At 34.6% G+C, this 18,556-nt stretch carries 15 protein-coding genes; 4 read left to right on the forward strand and 11 right to left on the reverse strand.

Features of this window, described 5'->3' with window-relative positions:
- Positions 1 to 61: 61 nt before the first annotated feature.
- The 4 genes from ABD940_RS11480 (at position 62) to ABD940_RS11495 (ending at position 3,515) form a co-directional block, all read left to right on the forward strand.
- Positions 62 to 424 carry a helix-turn-helix domain-containing protein gene (locus tag ABD940_RS11480; RefSeq protein WP_345203807.1) on the forward strand — a complete coding sequence of 121 codons (363 nt, stop codon included), beginning with the start codon at positions 62 to 64 and terminating at the stop codon, positions 422 to 424.
- A 282-nt stretch (positions 425 to 706) separates the two neighbouring features.
- Positions 707 to 2,350 (forward strand): hypothetical protein, encoded by a 1,644-nt coding sequence (locus ABD940_RS11485; protein ID WP_345203810.1) that lies wholly within the window; start codon positions 707 to 709, stop codon positions 2,348 to 2,350.
- Positions 2,351 to 2,358: 8 nt separating this feature from the next.
- On the forward strand, positions 2,359 to 2,766 hold the full coding sequence (locus ABD940_RS11490) for a hypothetical protein (protein WP_345203812.1): 408 nt from the start codon (positions 2,359 to 2,361) through the stop codon (positions 2,764 to 2,766).
- Between the two features lie 98 nt (positions 2,767 to 2,864).
- Positions 2,865 to 3,515 (forward strand): hypothetical protein, encoded by a 651-nt coding sequence (locus ABD940_RS11495; RefSeq protein ID WP_345203814.1) that lies wholly within the window; start codon positions 2,865 to 2,867, stop codon positions 3,513 to 3,515.
- Positions 3,516 to 3,614: 99 nt separating this feature from the next.
- Here the strand turns inward: ABD940_RS11495 and ABD940_RS11500 are convergent, their stop codons facing one another.
- The 11 genes from ABD940_RS11500 to ABD940_RS11550 form a co-directional block, all read right to left on the reverse strand.
- Positions 3,615 to 3,941 (reverse strand): helix-turn-helix domain-containing protein, encoded by a 327-nt coding sequence (locus tag ABD940_RS11500; RefSeq protein ID WP_345203816.1) that lies wholly within the window; start codon positions 3,939 to 3,941, stop codon positions 3,615 to 3,617.
- 33 nt (positions 3,942 to 3,974) lie between these two features.
- Positions 3,975 to 4,973: a cation diffusion facilitator family transporter gene (locus ABD940_RS11505; RefSeq protein WP_345203819.1), complete on the reverse strand. Its 999-nt coding sequence runs from the start codon at positions 4,971 to 4,973 to the stop codon at positions 3,975 to 3,977.
- Positions 4,974 to 5,027: 54 nt separating this feature from the next.
- On the reverse strand, positions 5,028 to 6,020 hold the full coding sequence (locus ABD940_RS11510) for an aspartate-semialdehyde dehydrogenase (protein ID WP_345203822.1): 993 nt from the start codon (positions 6,018 to 6,020) through the stop codon (positions 5,028 to 5,030).
- A 32-nt stretch (positions 6,021 to 6,052) separates the two neighbouring features.
- Positions 6,053 to 6,493, reverse strand: a complete 441-nt coding sequence (locus tag ABD940_RS11515; protein WP_345203826.1) for a hypothetical protein — start codon at positions 6,491 to 6,493, stop codon at positions 6,053 to 6,055.
- 95 nt (positions 6,494 to 6,588) lie between these two features.
- Entirely contained in the window at positions 6,589 to 9,315 is a 2,727-nt protein-coding gene (locus ABD940_RS11520; protein WP_345203829.1) for a TonB-dependent receptor, read from the reverse strand.
- 210 nt (positions 9,316 to 9,525) lie between these two features.
- A complete protein-coding gene (nadC, locus tag ABD940_RS11525) occupies positions 9,526 to 10,386 on the reverse strand; it encodes a carboxylating nicotinate-nucleotide diphosphorylase (RefSeq protein WP_345203832.1) in 861 nt (286 codons plus the stop codon).
- The gene (locus ABD940_RS11530) at positions 10,383 to 11,429 is read right to left on the reverse strand and encodes a PDDEXK nuclease domain-containing protein (RefSeq protein WP_345203836.1); all 1,047 of its coding nucleotides are present in this window, start codon (positions 11,427 to 11,429) and stop codon (positions 10,383 to 10,385) included. The genes nadC and ABD940_RS11530 overlap by 4 nt, the downstream gene beginning before the upstream one ends.
- 23 nt (positions 11,430 to 11,452) lie before the next feature.
- Complete coding sequence (gene nadB, locus ABD940_RS11535; RefSeq protein ID WP_345203839.1) at positions 11,453 to 13,024, reverse strand: L-aspartate oxidase; 1,572 nt, start codon at positions 13,022 to 13,024, stop codon at positions 11,453 to 11,455.
- 29 nt (positions 13,025 to 13,053) lie between these two features.
- Entirely contained in the window at positions 13,054 to 13,680 is a 627-nt protein-coding gene (locus tag ABD940_RS11540) for an NAD(P)H-dependent oxidoreductase (RefSeq protein WP_345203842.1), read from the reverse strand.
- Between the two features lie 132 nt (positions 13,681 to 13,812).
- On the reverse strand, positions 13,813 to 16,074 hold the full coding sequence (locus tag ABD940_RS11545; RefSeq protein WP_345203846.1) for a T9SS type B sorting domain-containing protein: 2,262 nt from the start codon (positions 16,072 to 16,074) through the stop codon (positions 13,813 to 13,815).
- Positions 16,075 to 16,270: 196 nt separating this feature from the next.
- Positions 16,271 to 18,526 carry a T9SS type B sorting domain-containing protein gene (locus ABD940_RS11550; protein WP_345203848.1) on the reverse strand — a complete coding sequence of 752 codons (2,256 nt, stop codon included), beginning with the start codon at positions 18,524 to 18,526 and terminating at the stop codon, positions 16,271 to 16,273.
- Between the last annotated feature and the right edge of the window lie 30 nt (positions 18,527 to 18,556).

Consider the following 18,556-nt stretch of genomic DNA (forward strand, 5'->3'; position numbering starts at 1 on the left):
ATGCATATAATAGTATGTATTGTGCTTTTAATTAGTATATTTAGATATATAAATTATAATGATGAGTATCAAGAAAAAACAAAAGAAAAACATGTCTTCTTTTCCTCACATAGGGGAGTGGGTAAAGAAAATAATAGCTGATAAAAAACTGACGCAGGCTGAAGTAGCCAGAAAAATGCAGATAACTCCAACATCTTTGGCTAACTATTTTAAGCAGCCTTCATTGCAGTTTAGGATTCTTTGGGATCTTGGTTTAGCGTTAGAATATGATTTTCTTACTGAACTTATCAATTATTATCCACCATCATTTGCTCTTAACGAAAACTCTGAAATTGTTAGAGAGCTTAAAGAAAAAACGCAGCTGCTTTTGGATCTTCAAAAGGAAATGGAAATCTACAAAGCCGCTTTGGGAGTAAAAAAGTAAAGTTTTTTTTTCGTTAAAATCTTATTTGAATTATAAAAATTTCATCTAAAAGAGAAATAAGTGTAATGATTTGAATGGTAATTGTTTGTTTTGGTTAAATGTTGGAAAAGCATGATAAATTTTGTTGTGTTTGTATTACAGAACTTCTGAAATTTATATTTTAGTTTTGTCCCTGTTCATATATAGATTAAAATTTTTTTAAATCTTTTCCAACCAAAAAGGAAAATAATGCATCTCTATATATGTAAAGATTTTTTTAACTAAAGAAACAAACAAATGACCATGACGAAAAAAATGATTTCGTGGCTGTCTATACTGACAGTCTTTCTGACCTTATTTGGGTCCTGCCACAATGAAGATTTTGCCAACAGCGAAACCAATCCTCAAAGAAACAATGCCAATTTCTTTAAACACATCAATAAAGGAGGTATAAATGCTAAATCGGGTGTAGATTACATTAGTATTCTTGAAGCTTATAATAGGGAAAAAGATTTCCTGTCTACTATCCCTGACCAAAAAGGAATGCCGATCTGGGACAAGATGCAGGTTGTGGATGCGGAGAATGCAACAGGTTTGATGATTCCGCTTTCGGATGATAATGAAACGATGAGCTCTGTGCTTTTTGCTACACTAGATGATGAAAATTCGATAATCGGAGTGAGAGATTATGACAATAAATTGTTGGAAAATATTGTCTACAGTGAAAAAATAGATAAAGATTTTCGGGAGCAAATGTTTTATACTTTTATGTATATGGATAACAAGACTTTCGGGAATGAAGATTTCACCAATATCCCGAAAGATCTTTTTGTCGGCAAAAAGTATAATAATGAATACGGAAGAATGCGAATAAAAAATTTAACTACTTCTACGGCTACCATACAGCAAAATGGAAAAATGATATGGCTTCAATCCTGTGGTGTGTATTGGCAGTGTTCTCATCATGGAGAAGGAAAGTGCGATAATTGTATGGCAAAGTGTCATGTGAATATATGCTATGATGTGGTAATCAGTGTTCCAGATGGTGATGCAACGCCACAGATTCCTAACACCTCGGGAGGCGGTGATGGCGGAGGTGGAACTCCCGGACCACAACCTCCGAAAGATCCTTGTACACAAAGTGGAACTGCATTTTACAGAATATCACAACAGTGTAGTGAGAATGATGATACGGGTATTGTTATTGATGAAACTCCTTGTCAAAAAATAATTACTGAAAACACAAAAGCAAAAAATCTTTTAGATCAGGCAGTAATTGCTGCACAAAATACCATAATGAAAATTGGAATTTCTACATCTACAATAGAAAAAGGATTTATATTTGGGAAAGACGCTTCAGGGAATTATAAAACTTCAAATATTATATTAGGCGATTCTTCGGGAGCTCAAGTCGATCTACCTCCGACACATACTGATTTTACTGCCGAAGGAGGAATTCATGATCATACCATTAAAACTTATGAAGTGCCTTCAACTGGTGATATTTATTGGTTTATGCAAAATAATTATCAAAACCCAAACTTTGATTATTATCTTATAAATGGAGCTGAAGGAACTACTTATGCATGTGTAGTCACAAATCAATCAGATTTTGACAATTTCCCTTTAACTCATCCTCCATCCCAGTATTTTAGCTCAGAAGATAATGCATGGAATCCAACAAAAGATATTGGTAAAGATTTTGATTTATCGGAAAAATATTTTAAAGATATCGGTAAATCAGATGAAGAAGCAAAAGAGTTAGCTATGGCTTTTGTGATAGGAAAATACAATACAGGAATGGGATTAAGTAAAAAAGACAGCAATGGAAATTTTCAACCTATATTTGTAAAAGAAATTGAAATACAAGTTCCTACAGGAAATACAGCTTTCCCGTTCATAGTAGTAACAACGTATGAAAAAATAACAGATTGTAATCTTAAATAAACACTCAAATGAAAAACATTTTTAAAACATTCATCATATTATTGTTTTTTTGCTTTACAAAAAGTTTTGGGCAATTAGATACTTTAAATTATCTTAAACAATTTGAAATAAATAAAGCAAATTATATTGGTCAGCCTTTTTCTAAACTCCTTAATGACATGATGCAAATTCATCCTAAAACAGCTTGGAGTTTCACCCCTTTTAATAATAAAAATATCGTTACGAGAACATCTTTTAATTTTTGTGAAAAAGAATATTCTTTTCATAATGTAATTAATTTAGCAATTTTTTGGGAAACACCTATTCCTAGATCAACTACAAAATCTTATGAGCAATTAAATGCTTTCTTTTTTACTAATGATGAAAAGAATTTCTACGGAGGTAAAATAGTAAAAGATATTAAGGTGTATAGATGATGAAATTGCTATATAAAATATTTCTATTTTGTGCTTTGCTTTTTATAATTAAAAGTAAAGCACAATTAGATACTTTGAATTATTTAAAACAATTTGAAGTGAAGAAGGCAAACTATATTGGAAAACCATTTTCTAAATTATTAAGTAAGCTAAAATATAAAATATTAATATCGAGCTTAGATAATAATGGTTGTTATTATGCGTCAAGCTTTGGTTTTTCAAAAAATAAGAAGACCTTTATGAGTATGAATATAAAGTGGGGAAATTCTATTATTACTAATCCTTCGTTTTTTCCAGGTAAAAAATGGCTAGAAGTTTCAGATTTTACAGAAGAAGAGAAATTGTTTTTAGAAAAGATTATAATTAAAGATATTTCTGTTCAAAATCGAGCGGTATCATTTGGTTTTTTACATTGCGGACCTAAAAAGTTTTCAGATAATTTTGCCAAATATTTATTCGACAATAAAAAGAATTATATCGGAGGGAGATTTGAAGATTTTTTATGTAATCTTCATCCGGTATTTTTTGATTTCTACAAACATGAGTTTAATAAATCAGGAAAAATATATAAGACTACCTTTGTTCTAAATTATGAAAAAGTTTTTGATAAAAGTTCCCGGAATAAAGATTCGATTCAAATTATATGGAAAAAACCATTGAATAAGAGGTTATCGTTTGCTAGAAAACCTTTAGAGATCAAAGATATTTTACAATTAAAAGATAAAATAATAGGCGATATTTCTCTATAGAATTTTGTCAATTGCAAATAGTGATGATATATAGGATTAAATATCTAAAAATAAACCCCACCAAACATTTTGGTGGGGTTTATTTTATATGTAAAAGAATTACTTTTTTAGATTGTTAATCAATTCTTCAATTTGTAAACTCAATTTTTCTGCGATTTTTTTATCAGAGAGGTTAAAGACAATTACACCTGCTGAATCATTGAAAGTATTATTTGAAATATGAAAAGTCTTTTCTTCTTCGAACAAATCTTTAATTTCGACCTCAAAAATATCGGCAAGTTTAGGAATATATTGAGACTTTATATCAAACGTTTCATTTTCCCAGTTGGCATAAGTTACTCTGTCGATATTCAATTGATCTGCAATATCCTGTTGAGAAAATTTTGTTTTCGTTCTTAGTCTTTTAAGATTGGTTCCCACTCCCATATTTATATTTTTAACAAATGTAATATTTTTTTGTTATTCTGCTGTATGCTTATCCACGCAAGTGACATTTTCCGGAGTCCAGATCACTCTTTTTACAAAATCTTTTTCACGGACGGGGCAGTCTTTAATCTGACAGACAGGGCATGAAATAGGTTTGCAGTCGTCCATGTGAAAATTAAATTCTATACTTCTGTTAATGTTTTCGGCTAAAAGAATGATCATCTTTTCCATTTCGTTATGAGCGTCACGAAGGCTGTAATACCAAGGCAAAGTGATGTGTGCATCAATATGTAGATTGGCTCCGAACTGCTGGATTTTCATATTGTGTACATCGATCCATTCCGTGCGTCTGTTGTCTTCTAAAACTTTAATGATTTGATTTAATAATTCAGGATCCTGTTCATCCATAATTCCACTTAAAGATTTACGAACGATCTTGTAGCTGACAACAATAATATATCCACCAAAAATCAATGCTACAGCAGAATCTATCCAGTAAATTTTAGTGAAATAAACAATAACTAAACTGATCACCACACCAAGCGTTGTAATCGTGTCGGATTGCAAATGTTTCCCGGAAGCCACTAAAACCAAAGAGTTTTCCTCTTGTCCTTTTTTAATGGAAATATAGCCAAGAAAATAATTGACAATAGCTGTTGCAGCAATGATCCAGATTCCCCAATCAAGTTTATTTAAAGTTTTTCCGACTACCAAGCTGTTTACACCTTCATAAATGATCATGATTCCGGCAATGGCTATCAAAGCACCTTCAATTCCGGAAGTAACGAATTCTACTTTTCCGTGACCGTAAGGATGATCTTCGTCTTTGGGTTTTGCAGCAAGATGCAAGGAATACAATCCCATAAATGCACTGATTACATTGACGATACTTTCCATAGCATCAGAAAATACAGCATCAGAATTTGTGAGCTTCCATGCAACGATTTTTCCGATAAACAGGATAACTCCAGAAGCAGCAATCCACTTTTGAAAGGCTAATTTATCTTTATTATGAGTCTTTTGTACGTTCATAGGTTTGATAAAAAAAAGAATCTCAATTTTGAGACTCTTTTTATTTTTGTTAGTTTACACTAAGTTATTTGATACTAAGTATTCTGCGATCTGTACTGCGTTCGTTGCAGCTCCTTTTCGCAGATTGTCTGCCACGATCCAGAGATTCAGAGTCTTTGGCTGTGATAAATCCCGTCTTATCCTTCCGACGAAAACTTCGTCTTTTCCTTCCGAGTAAAGCGGCATCGGATATTCGTTGTTTTTCACATTATCCATTACCACAACTCCCGGAGTTTCAGATAAGATTTTTCTTACTTCATCAAGTTCGAATTCGTTTTCAAACTCGATGTTTACACTTTCTGAGTGACCTCCCTGTACAGGAACTCTCACTGCAGTTGCGGTTAAATTAAATGTGTCATCCCCTAAAATTTTCTTAGGTTCTTTCATTAATTTAATCTCTTCTTTCGTGTAATCGTCATCTGCAAAAACATCGCAATGTGGCAATGCATTTTTGAAGATCTGATAAGGATATACTTTTGCAACAGAATCGTCTCCGCTGATTTCACCGTTTAATTGATCAACAGCTGCTTTACCCGTTCCTGTTACAGACTGGTAAGTTGAAACGATTACTCTTTTTAAATCATATTTTTTGTTCAAAGGTCCTAAAACCATTACTAACTGAATAGTAGAACAGTTCGGATTTGCAATGATTTTATCTTCTTTTGTCAATACATCTGCATTGATTTCAGGAACTACCAATTTTTTAGAAGGATCCATTCTCCAGGCTGAAGAATTGTCGATCACGGTTGTTCCTACTTCAGCGAAAAGTGGCGCGAATTCAAGAGAAGTATCACCGCCGGCTGAGAAGATTGCAATATCCGGTTTGGCAGCTATAGCGTCTTTCATGCTTACAATTGTAAATTCTTCCTGTTTATACTTCACCTTCTTACCAATAGATCTTTCCGATGCAACCGGAATTAATTCGGTGATAGGGAAGTTTCTTTCTTCCAGAACTTTAAGCATAACTTGTCCAACCATTCCTGTTGAACCGACTACAGCTACTTTCATTGATTTAATTAAAAATTTTTATGTTAATATATTTATGCCCCAAAGACTCTTGCCCAAGGGAACGCGAATGCAAATAAACCTGCTGCAATTAATCCCATAATCACAATTCCTAAAGAAATAGTAGGATTTACTTTCACTTTTTTGTTAACGATTGTCATCAAAACAGCAGCAACCAACATCGAAAACGGATGCTCTACAAATTGAAATCTTGAATATGGATCTTTCATTAATGTTCCCGCATCTAAAGCAGCCTTAAAGCCTGGAGAGAATATGAATAATAAACATATCCCGACTAAAAACTGAACATGGAAGAAGATCATTGTGAAAAGTGTAGTTTTCTTTAAAAATTTGTTCACTTTTCCACTGTACCCAAACATGGTAATTAATAAGGCAATAACAAATAATGCAACTAAAACCAATTCTAAATACCCGAAACCTTTATGGGCACTGAGAAATACTTTGTAAAAATCCATAATCCTATTTTTTTCTTTTTTCTAGGAGCAAATATAGCAAAAATCCCGGCGAAAAGCCGGGATTGGTATTTATAAAATCTAATGTTTTTAGATTATTAGAATCTGTAAGAAAGAGATGCAGCCCAAGTTCTTCCGAATCCGAAATAAACGTTGTTGCTAACATCTAAACCTTTGTAGAAGTTTTTAGCATTTGCATTGTAAGCATCTAACAATGTTTGTGCCTGTGCATCCGTATTTGAAGAAGTTTTGAAATCTGAGAATGTTTTCTTAACTGATGATCTCAAATCTGAAATGTATGTGGTATCAAATAAGTTATAGATATTCGCTGTAACAATTAGTCTGTTACCATTTTTCAAATTAAATGTATAAGAAGCTCCAACATCTGTAAGATTATAAGAAGGCGCTTTTAAAGATCCTTTTTCTGCTCTGGCAGCCGGTACAACTCCATCTTTAATAATATAGCTATTGTTGATGCTAAATGTTCCGTACAAGTTATCAATATATCTCCATGTTCCGAAAACATCAAGATTTTTAATAGGTCTTACAGTTGCTCCTAATGCAGCTGTTGTTTGCGCGGCATCCCCAACTTTCAGTCCATCCAAAGCTAAAGTAACTTCGTCTTTTCCGTTTGTTGTAATTGGATCACCGTTTACGTCAGATACTCTTCCTGTTGGGTTGTTTTTGTACTTCCAGTTTCCTATAGAAAGCATTCCGTTGAACTCTAACCAGTTTAGAGGCTTATAGAATGTTTCTAGTTCTACTCCCATGTGCACTTCACGTACGCCTGTTAAACTTGCAGTACCGTTTGTTCCAGCACTCCCATCTGCATTAGTATAAGCAATACCTGTAACACGAACGAATCTGTCTTTCCAATCTGTGTAGTATGCATTTACGTTTGCTCTGAATTTTCCGCTTTTGAATCCATAACCAACTTCAGCAGAAGAAACTTTTTCGTTTCTTAGATCTTTGTTTTCAATCTGTTGATACAAAGAACCGAAAGTTTTTGTTGGCAATGAATAAGGGAAAATAGCATTTTGATTCGGCTGTTTAGAATAAATACCAATATTTACGAAAACATTGTGTTGTTCGTTAATATTATAGTTCACACCAGCTTTTGCGTTATATCCAAATCTGAATTTTTGATCTGTTTTTTGGTTTACCACTTGTCCTTGCTGTGTAGTAGATATTCCGGTAGGAACGGCAGACGTTCCATCCCAAACCCACTTATCAATTCTTTGGTTGCTCTGCTCAGATGCAGAACCTTGTACGAAAGCTGAAATTTTATCATTCGTATATTCTAACTGTCCGAAAACACCACCCCAAAGAACTTTACCATCATAATTTCTGTATACAATCTGTGATTTGTCTTTTACTGCAGCTGCAAAAGGGTTTGCAGGAGGTGCTGCGTTATATGATTGTGTAACAGTGTAATATGGGAATTGGTTGTAGTTTCCAGCTTCGCGGTATTCTCTGTTTCCTAAGAAATCAGTAACAAGACCTGGGTGATAACCATAATAGTATCTTGCATCTATACCTGCGGAGAAATTCCAGTTTTCGTTAATCTTATGTTGAAAATTGGATAGAATTCCGTACCAGTCATGTGAATTTACACTAGCTCTTCTGGTAATACCATTGGATGTTGTACCAATAAAAGGAGTTGCATTTACTTTGTTAATACCGGTTCCTGCTGCTACATTTGGATTCCAAGTAACTGCTTGTCCTGTGTTCCATGCGTAGATATCATCAAAACGAATTAAACCGTCTGCTGTTTTAGGTAATGAGTTGATAGAAGTACCATTGATAGAACCTAAAATTCCGGTTCCACCACCTCTACCCCAAGAAGCATATCCTACTGTAGATAATTTTGATTTTTCAGAAATATTCCAATCCCAGTTGATAGAGGCAACAGGCTTGCTATAATAATTTACAGTTTGAGAATATTGCTCACCATTTAAATATCCCCAGTTAGAGTTATATTTTCTATTTGGTTTATCAGACAAAACACCGTCTAATCTTCCGTCGCCCATATCCAAATCGGTTGCGATGGTGTTATTGAAGGTTTGGTTATGCCATTGTGGAGCTCCTGTAAAAGTAAATTGGAAATCGTGCTTTTTATTTGGTTGGAAACCTAATGCAAAATAGTAGTTATATGCTTCAAAATCTGAACCGTCAATATACATTGCTCCAGCTGTTCTACTCATTAAGAATGAAGTAGACCATCCTTTTGCAGATTTTCCTGTATTATAAGAAAATAAAGTTTTTAGATAACCATCATTACCAACTCCCAAAGTTACATTACCCTCTTTCTTTTTATCTGCAGCTCTTGTAATAATGTTAACTGTACCTCCAACAGAAGCGATTGCTAATTTTGAAGATCCTAAACCTCTTTGTATCTGCATTGCAGACGTTACATCAGAAAGCCCAGCCCAGTTAGACCAATATACGGTACCTCCTTCCATATCATTAACGGGAACTCCATTAATCATTACTGCGGTATTAGAAGTATCAAAACCTCTTACGTTCATACGTCCGTCTCCAAAACCACCACCACCTTTTGTAGCATAGATAGAAGGAGTTGTTGCTAAAATCTCAGGGAATTCTTGGTTACCCAATCTTTGTACGATTTGTGCTTCTTTGATTGTTGAAACTGCTACCGGAGTTTTTCTTTCTTTAGCGATATCCGCAACTCCTGTTAGTACAACTTGTTCAATGTCTTTGGATCTTGTATCTTTTACAGTATCCTGAACTTGTTGAGCGTAATAAACACTAGCCGTAGATAATGTAATTATCGCAGTTAGCATTGATTTGTTGATTAATTTCATAATCGTTAGTAATAGTTAGATTTAAATTTTATGCAAAAATCGGCAAATAAATTTTAACTAATATTAACTGTATGTTAATTTTTAATTGTTCTAAAAAAGGGTTAAATTATTGATTTTTAGAATATTAAATAATTATTAACATTTTGCATGAAAAAAATCACATTATTGAATTTTTAACAAATTGCGGTCATTTTTGTTAAAAACTCAATGCTATTTCACGGCTTTGAGACTCAAATCCATATTGTCTGCGGAGTGTGTTAATGCGCCTGCAGAGATATATGTTACACCTGTAGAAGCGATTTCTTTTAACTGTTCACGAGTAATTCCGCCTGATGCTTCGGTCTCGCAAGATCCATTAATTAGCTTAACTGCTTCTTTCATAGTTTTTACATCCATGTTGTCAAGCATGATTCTGTCAACTTTTGCATTAATGGCTTCCTGAACTTCTTCAAGGTTTCTAGTTTCAACCTCAATTTTCAACTTCTTTTTATTTTTTTTGATATAATCTTTAGCCATTTTTACGGCATTCGTAATGCTTCCATTGTAATCAATGTGATTATCTTTCAACATGATCATATCATAAAGTCCATATCGGTGATTGGTTCCGCCGCCAATTGCGACTGCCCACTTTTCACAAACTCTGAAATTAGGAGTTGTTTTTCTTGTATCTAAAAGTTTTGTTTTTGTCCCAATTAATCTGGAATCCCAATCATGAGTAAGTGTCGCGATTCCGCTCATTCTTTGCATGCAGTTTAGAACGAGTCTCTCTGTAGAAAGAATTGATCTTGCACTTCCTGTTACGATAAAAGCAACATCGCCAACTTTTACAGCATCACCATCTTTTACGAAAGTTTCAACTTTTAAGTTTTTATCGAAAGTTTTAAAAATAATTTCAGCCAATTCAACTCCGGCGAGAATACAGTCCTGTTTTACCAAAAGTTTTGCACTTTGCTCCAAATCTTTCGGAATTGTTGAAAGAGTAGAATGGTCACCATCCTGAATGTCTTCCTCTAAAGCATTTTTGATGAATTGTTTTAAAACTTTATCTGTAACGTAAGTTGGTCTTTTCATGAGTCTAATTTTTTTAATTCATTTTCTACGTCTTCAATTGATGGAAGGTGAGATTTGAAATTTTCGGGTAATATTTTTTTGAGTTCGTAGGACGAAATTCCTAATGGTTTATGAAGATCTGTGAGGGAATATTCTGCAATAATTTCGTTTTTGTCTTTACAAATAATCATTCCTACAGTTGCGTTGTCGTTCTCATCTCTTAGCGTTTTATCGACAGCGGTTACATAAAAATTTAACTTGCCGGCAAACTCCGGTTCAAAATGTCCTGTTTTCAATTCTATTACAATATACCTTTTTAATTTAATATGATAAAAAAGCAAATCTATAAAGAAAGACTGATTGCCAACAGAAATTTCAACTTGTTTTCCAACAAAAGCGAAGCCGCTTCCCAATTCTATTAAGAATTTTGAAATATTTTCTGTCAAAGCATTTTCCAGCTCTCTCTCTTTATGATGTTCTGTAATGTTTATAAAATCGAAAATATAAGGATCTTTAAATGTTTCACGTACCAATTCACTGTCGTAATCAGGAAGTGTTTTTGAAAAATTATTAATTGTTTTTCCTTGGCTTTCAAATAATTTTCCGGAAATCATATTAAGTAGAATAGCACGACTCCAACCATTCTCTATTGTCTTTTCGATATAAAAATGGGCTTCTTCCTGAGTTTTACATTTTGCTATTAGAGCAATATGATGTCCCCAAGGAATGAGAAAAAGATGAGGTCTCAAATCGTCAACAACTTGTTGACGATTTTTATCACTTTGATTATAAAACAGATAAAATCTTTTACAGTATTTTAAATTGCTTTCAGAAAGTCCTTTTATTTCAGGGAATTCTGTACGTAAATCTTTACTTAATTGTAAAAAAAAGCCGGAACCATAAGTGTTTTCAAAATTCCGTTCAGAGATTTCTTTTCCCAAATCCCAATACATTTCTATCAAAGCAGAATTCACCTGAATGGTTGCTTTGATCTGGCTTTGCTGAATTTTTTGTTTTAAATCTAAAATCCAGCCAATATATTGTTCATTGTTTTTGTTTAGCATATTCAGAAAAATATAACTTATGCCTAAGCTAAATCTTTATTATAAAACGCTCCTTTATTCTCAGTCATTTCCATAGATTGGGTAATGATGAGGTGAGCAACGGTTGTTAAATTCCTTAATTCCGATAACTGTGGCGAAAGAATAGAGTAGTGGTAAATTTCATTTACGGCAGCAGAAATTTCCTGATGTTTTTGTAAAGCCATATTTAGACGACGGTTACTTCTTACAATTCCTACAAGATCGCTCATCATTTCCTGAAGCTGTTTTCTTAAGTAAGAAACGATGACCATTTCGTCCATGATTTTCATGCCTTCTTCATTCCATTCCGGAACGGCTTTTAAATCATCAAAGTTGAAATTATTTTCATTTAAGAGATCAACGGTTTTCATTGCAGCATTGTGTCCGAAAACCAAACCTTCCAGTAACGAATTTGAAGCTAATCTGTTCGCTCCATGAAGTCCGGAATTTGTGCATTCTCCCACAGCGAAAAGATTTCTTATGGAAGATTGTCCGTCTCTGTCTACCTCAATTCCGCCCATTAGATAATGACAGGCAGGAACCACAGGAATTAATTGTGTGAAAGGATCAATTCCTTCGTCTTTACATTTTTTATAAATATTAGGAAAATGTTCTAAGAATTTTTCATGATTCATTTCTTTACAATCCAAACCAACATATTCGTCTCCTGTGATTTTCATTTCGGCATCAATGGCTCTTGCAACGATGTCTCTTGAAGCCAATTCTTCACGCTCATCATATTTATGCATGAATTTTTCACCTCTTTTTGTTCTTAATTTTGCGCCATCTCCACGAACAGCTTCAGAAATTAAAAACAACATTCCATCCATTTTGCTGTATAAAGCGGTCGGGTGAAACTGATAGTACTGCATATTGGAAACATTTCCTTTTGCTCTTGCTACAAAAGCGATTCCGTCTCCTGTTGCGATCGTCGGATTGGTGGTGTTTTTATAAACATGACCTGCACCGCCGGTTGCAACCAATGTTATTTTTGAAGTAATTTTTTTGATGGATTTAGACTTTTCATCCAAAATATAGGCTCCGTAACAATGAATGTCGCCTTCATTCAATTCTTTTCCCGGAACATGATGCTGAGTAATAATATCAATCACATAATGATGATCCAGAATTTCGATGTTCGGGCTGCTTTTTGCGGTTTGCAATAAAGCTCTTTCAATCTCAAAACCCGTGATGTCTTTATGATGAACAATTCTGTTTTCGGTATGACCGCCTTCTCTTCCTAAAGCAAATTCGCCATTTTTCATGTCGAAATTCGCACCCCATTCTACAATTTCCTTGAATCTTTTGGGAGCTTCTGTGACAACCATTTCTACGACGTCGCGTTTGTTTTCTCCGTCTCCGGCACGCATCGTATCTTCGATATGTTTTTGGAAATTATCATTTTTAGAATCTGTAACTACCGCAAGACCGCCTTGAGCGTATTTTGTATTACTTTCGTCTTCGTCAGACTTTGTTACGATGATTATTTTGGCATCAGGAAGCTGCTCAGAAACTTTTATGGCGTAGGAAAGTCCCGAAATACCGGAACCGATTACTAATACATCCGCTTTTATCATATCCTTAGTTTAAGACAATCGTCTAAATATTAAATAAATTTAAACAATTTTTCGTTTGGTTTTCTTACTTTTTTCATGTGCTGGAAATGATCTTCCTCCGAACGGTAGCCTAATGCAAGAGTGACGGTTACTTTTTCGGTTTCAGGATTTACTTCTAAAATTTCTTCAATAAGTTCCTGACGGAAGCCTTCCATAGGACAGGTGTCTATATTTTCGATAGCCGCAGCGTACATTAAATTTGCCAGAACTATATAAGATTGCTTTTCTGCCCAGTTGAAAATTTCATCTTGAGTTTTTTGATTAATATGTTGATTGATACTATTTTTAAAGGGATCCAGGTTTTCCATAGGAGTTTCTCTTACCTTTGAAATGTGTCTGAAATATCCGGTGATATAATTGTCGTCTACAATTTTTTTTGAAATGATAACAATTAAATGAGAACATGTAGAAATTTGCGATGGATTGTAAAAAGCAGGAATTAATTTTTGTTTCATTTCCTCGCTTTCCACTACAAGAATTTCGTAAGGCTGAAGACCAAGAGAGCTTGCCGATAGTTTTCCTGATTCAAGAATATTATGTAATGTTTCCTGAGGAATAATCTCGTTATTAAATTTTTTTACAGAGTATCTTCTGCTTAAAGCCTCCAAGTAATTCATATGTCAAATTTAAGAATTGAATACGAATTAAGTAAGCTTAAAACGAAATATTTCGTTCTAAATTATACTAAAAAAAGATCACTCCAAAAATTTGAAGTGATCTTTCCTTTTTATGTGGAATGGTTATTAAGATTAATCTCTGTTTTTCACAAGTATCCAACCTGAATATTTGATCGGAGTGCTTTTCTTATCATTTTCATTCCATGAAACAGAATACCAGTAACTTCCTGTAGGAACCTTTCTTCCTCCTACTGTTCCGTCCCATTTGTATCTGTTTGATTTGTCAGCCTGATGGATTTTAGCTCCATATCTGTCAAATATATTAAAGACAAGGTTTTGTTTTCCTGCAAGCGCTGAATAATCAATGAAATCATTAACTCCGTCACCGTTTGGCGTAATAACATTGATCAGATTCGGAACAACAATTGTGATTGTAATCGGATCACAATCATAAGCATCTTTTACATAAATCTGACTGTCACCTCTCGGCATATTTTTAAATTCATTAGAATCCTGCCAGTGAATTCCATCCAAAGAATATTTGTAAGGTGCAGTTCCTCCATTTACATATACCGTTACTGTTGTACTAGAAATATCAACACTCGTAATTACAGGTTGTGCGGAAGGATAAACTTTTACAGTTTGTCTTACTGTACAATCGCCCGTTTTAAGATCTACCCAATATGTTCCAACAGCTACATTGCTGATTGCCTGAGTCGTTGCTCCTGTACTCCATTTATAAGATGTAAATCCTGAACCTGCATCTAATGTTGTAGTGTCTTCAATACAAATGATTTTGTCATCTAAAGTATTCGAAAACACTTGAGGAATTACAATTAATGTAACTTTAGCAATCGAATAACATCCATTTCCATTAGTTACTTTAATATATACTACTCCGTTTGGCGAAATATATGCAGACGGTGTTGAAATTTGGTTAGTTCCGTTTAATGCATCAGCTAAAGATGGATAGTATGTTTTTGTCCCTGTTACAGTCGTTACGGGAGCAGTTGTAAGATCGAACGATCCTGTGGAAGGGTTTGTATTAAGGGCGCAAGTTCTTAAAGTTGCATCCTGAACTACCACTACCGGATATAAAGCTAATGTAATTTCAGCAACATCCGTACAACCTTGCGGAGTCGTTACCTGAGCATAAATTGTCGCAGCAGGAGAAAGAAACGCTGAAGGGTTTGTAATAGGATTAATATGATTATTAAGATCATACATTGTATTATAAAATACAGATGTACTTCCCGGAACCGATGATAATGCTGCAGTAGTAAGGTTAAAAACAGCACCTCCTGCATTGTTATTATTACAGCCTGTTAATGTTAAGTCGTTAGCAGCAAAAGGTGTCGGTGTTAAAACAATTTTTCCGTCACCATTATCACACAATGTAGAAGACGGATCTTTTACGACAACGGTAATTGTTGTGGTTCCCGTTGAATATTGATAATTAGTTGGGTTTGTAATTACCGCACCTGCTGAATTAAGATATGTAAAAGTATAGTTAGCCGGATTCGTTACAAACTGGTTCTGGAAAGATGTTAGATCCACTGAACCATTTCCTGTAGCTGGATTTACACAGACAAAAGGTGTAATTGTATTTGTAAGAATTGGAACTTTATCAATATAAATTTTAGCATTTTTAATGGAATGTCTTGCACTTGCACCTCCTGTTGCTGCAGAGAATCCGAAATATCCTGTCGTCATACCAATTGCACCACCTGAAGCGGTAAATGCTTGATCTACAAGAAGAACTCCATCTAATTGAATTTTAATATGCCAGATATTTGTATTAACCGGATCCATCTCGCCGTTTACGATAACGTGTTTGTAGTTTGCTCCTACAAATGGCTGTGTCGGATTAAGGTCGGCAGTGTGAAAAGTACTTCCTGCAGTGTTGTTGTATTCAATATTGTTGTTTCCTACAGGTAAATTGTTTGTTCCGTACAGAACATGAATTTTACTCATCTGTCCTTCAGTCGTATTGTTGAAGATGTCGAAGCCTACCATTAATCCGTTTGCATTTGCCGGAATACCAAGACCTCCACCACTTGTAAATCCTGTTGGCGGATTGCTTAGATACCAGAATGTGAAACCGTCACCTCTTCCATACTGTGTAGTTCCGTTTCCGTCGATTCTGAAATCGAATTCCACTTTCCATTTGTCACAATATTTAAGGTTAATTGGGGTTGATAATTTGATAACTCCAAATTGTCCACCGACATCCGGAGTAAGCTGTACAAAATCTCCACTTACAGATGCATTAGAGACAAGATCCCATCCTGTAGTATTTACAGGGGTTCCGGTAAGCTGATAGGTTTGTGCGGAAAATCTTCCGGTAAGACAAATGAAAATGATAAAAAAATAATAAAGTAATGCTTTTTTCATTTGAGCGAGTTGGTTAAGTTTATTAATATTAAATTTTGATTTTCAGGTAATTAATTTAATTCTGATCAATTTTCTTTTAGATAAAAACTGAAAAGTTAAATAGCCGATAAATTCTAATGAGTAATCGATTGAATTTATCTTTTAAGAATTAAAAAAAGACCACTCACAATCGGAGTGATCTTTTTAATATAAATTATTATTCTATATTTTTTACCAATACCCAGCCGTTGTATTTTGTCTGAGTATGGTTTTTATCGCTTTCTGTCCAAGAAATTGTGTACCAGTACGTTCCTGTAACGATTTTTTTACCACCAGAAGTTCCGTCCCAAGTATAATTTCTGATTTTATCAGCTTTATAAAGCATATTTCCATATCTGTCATAAACAGTGAAAACCAAATCTTTTTTATAAGCCAAAGCTGAATAATCAATGAAATCATTTTTGTTATCTCCGTTTGGCGTGATTGCATTAAGAAGATTTGGCACAGTGATCTGAACATGAATTGGCGTACAGTTGTAAGAGTCTTTTACATATACTACAACTTCACCTCTTGCAAGACCCGAGAATACATTAGAATCCTGCCAAGTAGTTCCGTTTAAAGAATACTGATAAGGTCCTTTTCCACCTGTTACATTCACTGTGATTGTATTATTTGTAATATCAATACTTGCAATTACAGGTTGAGGAGCAGGATTGATTCTTACTAACTGCATCGTTGTACATCTTCCTGTTTTCAGCTGAACCCAATAAAGTCCGGGACTCATATTCAGAATAGATTGAGTTGTTGCTCCTGTGCTCCACAGATAAGAGTCGAATCCAGGACCTGCATCCAGGTTTGTTTTGGCATCAATACAGATTGTTTTATCTTTTAAAATAGAAGAATAAACAGGAGGTAAAACCTTCAATGTTATTTTAACAATTGTCCAACAGTTTGCAACATTTGTAATTCTTACATAAACTGTTGATGATGTTGCAATATAAGCTATTGCAGGTGAAATTTCATTAATTCCGGCTATTGCATCAGCCTGAGTTTTGAAGTATCTCTTAGTGATGCCCGGTGCTGAAGTTACATTAACCTGAGTTAAATCAAAAGATGCTGTATTGGGAGCGCTTTCAATGAAACAAGATTCCACAGTAGCATCATTTGCTACAATTTGTGGGAAGAAAGCTAATGTAATCGGTGCAGAACCTGTACATCCAAGAGGGGTTGTTACTTTTACATAAACTGTTCCTGGAGCCGAAAGATAAGTGCTGAAGTTTATAATTTCATTAGTTCCGGCATTCAGATCAGCCATTGTCTTGTAATACTTTCTTGTAGAACCCGGCGGTTCATTTACATTTGCCAAGGTAAGGTTGAAAGTTGCGGTTCCAGCATTATTGTTATTACATTCTGTAAGTGTTGCTGGAGTTGCTGTAAACGGTGAAAGATTCAATTGTATTTTTCCATCAGGATTATCACAAAGTAGCCCTGAATTATCTTTAATTAAAACTGAAACCGAAGTATTTGCACTAAACTGATAGTTCGTAGGATTCGTAATCACAGTTCCTCCGACGCTGTATGAGAACGTGTAATTGGCTGGAGTTGTTACGAATTGATTTTGATAAGATGTTAAATTAACAGTTCCTTGTCCGGTTGTAGGATTCGGGCAGAAAGTATCAGTTATTGTCGTTTGGTTTAGAGCAACTTTATCTACATAAACTTTTACGTTTTTAATAGAGTGTCTCGATCTGTTCCCACCTGTAGATGCTGAAAATCCGAAATATCCAACTGTCATTGTAGCTGCCGCACCTGATGGAGCGAATGCCTGATTACAGATCTGAGTACCGTCGATTGTAATTTTTATCATCCAGTTTTGAGTTCCTGGAACTACTTGTGAGGTAACTTCAACATGTTTATACGTCGCTCCCTGAAAAGGCAGTGTTGTATTCATGTCCGGCGAGTGGAAAGAACTTCCTGCAACGTTGAAAAATTCTACGTTGTTGCTGTCGGTTGTATTGGCAATCTGCCCGTAACCAACATGTACTTTACTCATTACCGCCGTAGTAGTGTTATTGTAAGTATCAAATCCTACAACAAGACCAACTGCATTTTGAGAAACTCCAAGACCTGAACCTAATACACTTGCTACTGGTGGATTTTGCAGATACCAAAAGGCAATACCGTCACCATTTGCAGTTTGGTTAGAATCCATCCTAAAATCGAATTCCACTCTCCATTTATCACAATACTTTAGGTTGATCGGGTCGTTTAATCTGATAGATCCGGATTGGTTATTCGTATCGGGAGTTAATTGTATGAAATCATTTCCTGCTCCGACTATCGTAGGAGAGACCATCGTCCAGCCTGTAGTGGAGATAGGATTTCCTGTAAGTTGATATGTTTGAGAAGTGAGGTGTTGTGAGAAGCACAGCAAAAAACTTACAAACAAAAAAAGGTAGTTTTTTCTATTCATTTATTGGTACACTTAAATTAGACGAGTCAA

Source organism: Chryseobacterium ginsengisoli (genome assembly GCF_039542325.1).
Classification (GTDB): domain Bacteria; phylum Bacteroidota; class Bacteroidia; order Flavobacteriales; family Weeksellaceae; genus Chryseobacterium; species Chryseobacterium ginsengisoli.

Bases quoted from the DNA above. Each gene is read 5' to 3' on its own strand.
- ABD940_RS11515 (WP_345203826.1), bottom strand. From the start codon at position 6,493: ATGGATTTTTACAAAGTATTTCTCAGTGCCCATAAAGGTTTCGGGTAT.
- ABD940_RS11500 (WP_345203816.1), bottom strand. From the start codon at position 3,941: ATGGGAGTGGGAACCAATCTTAAAAGACTAAGAACGAAAACAAAATTT.
- ABD940_RS11510 (WP_345203822.1), bottom strand. From the start codon at position 6,020: ATGAAAGTAGCTGTAGTCGGTTCAACAGGAATGGTTGGACAAGTTATG.
- ABD940_RS11485 (WP_345203810.1), top strand. From the start codon at position 707: ATGACGAAAAAAATGATTTCGTGGCTGTCTATACTGACAGTCTTTCTG.
- ABD940_RS11490 (WP_345203812.1), top strand. From the start codon at position 2,359: ATGAAAAACATTTTTAAAACATTCATCATATTATTGTTTTTTTGCTTT.
- ABD940_RS11530 (WP_345203836.1), bottom strand. From the start codon at position 11,429: ATGCTAAACAAAAACAATGAACAATATATTGGCTGGATTTTAGATTTA.
- nadB (WP_345203839.1), bottom strand. From the start codon at position 13,024: ATGATAAAAGCGGATGTATTAGTAATCGGTTCCGGTATTTCGGGACTT.
- nadC (WP_345203832.1), bottom strand. From the start codon at position 10,386: ATGAAAAGACCAACTTACGTTACAGATAAAGTTTTAAAACAATTCATC.
- ABD940_RS11540 (WP_345203842.1), bottom strand. From the start codon at position 13,680: ATGAATTACTTGGAGGCTTTAAGCAGAAGATACTCTGTAAAAAAATTT.
- ABD940_RS11480 (WP_345203807.1), top strand. From the start codon at position 62: ATGAGTATCAAGAAAAAACAAAAGAAAAACATGTCTTCTTTTCCTCAC.
- ABD940_RS11545 (WP_345203846.1), bottom strand. From the start codon at position 16,074: ATGAAAAAAGCATTACTTTATTATTTTTTTATCATTTTCATTTGTCTT.
- ABD940_RS11505 (WP_345203819.1), bottom strand. From the start codon at position 4,973: ATGAACGTACAAAAGACTCATAATAAAGATAAATTAGCCTTTCAAAAG.
- ABD940_RS11520 (WP_345203829.1), bottom strand. From the start codon at position 9,315: ATGAAATTAATCAACAAATCAATGCTAACTGCGATAATTACATTATCT.
- ABD940_RS11550 (WP_345203848.1), bottom strand. From the start codon at position 18,526: ATGAATAGAAAAAACTACCTTTTTTTGTTTGTAAGTTTTTTGCTGTGC.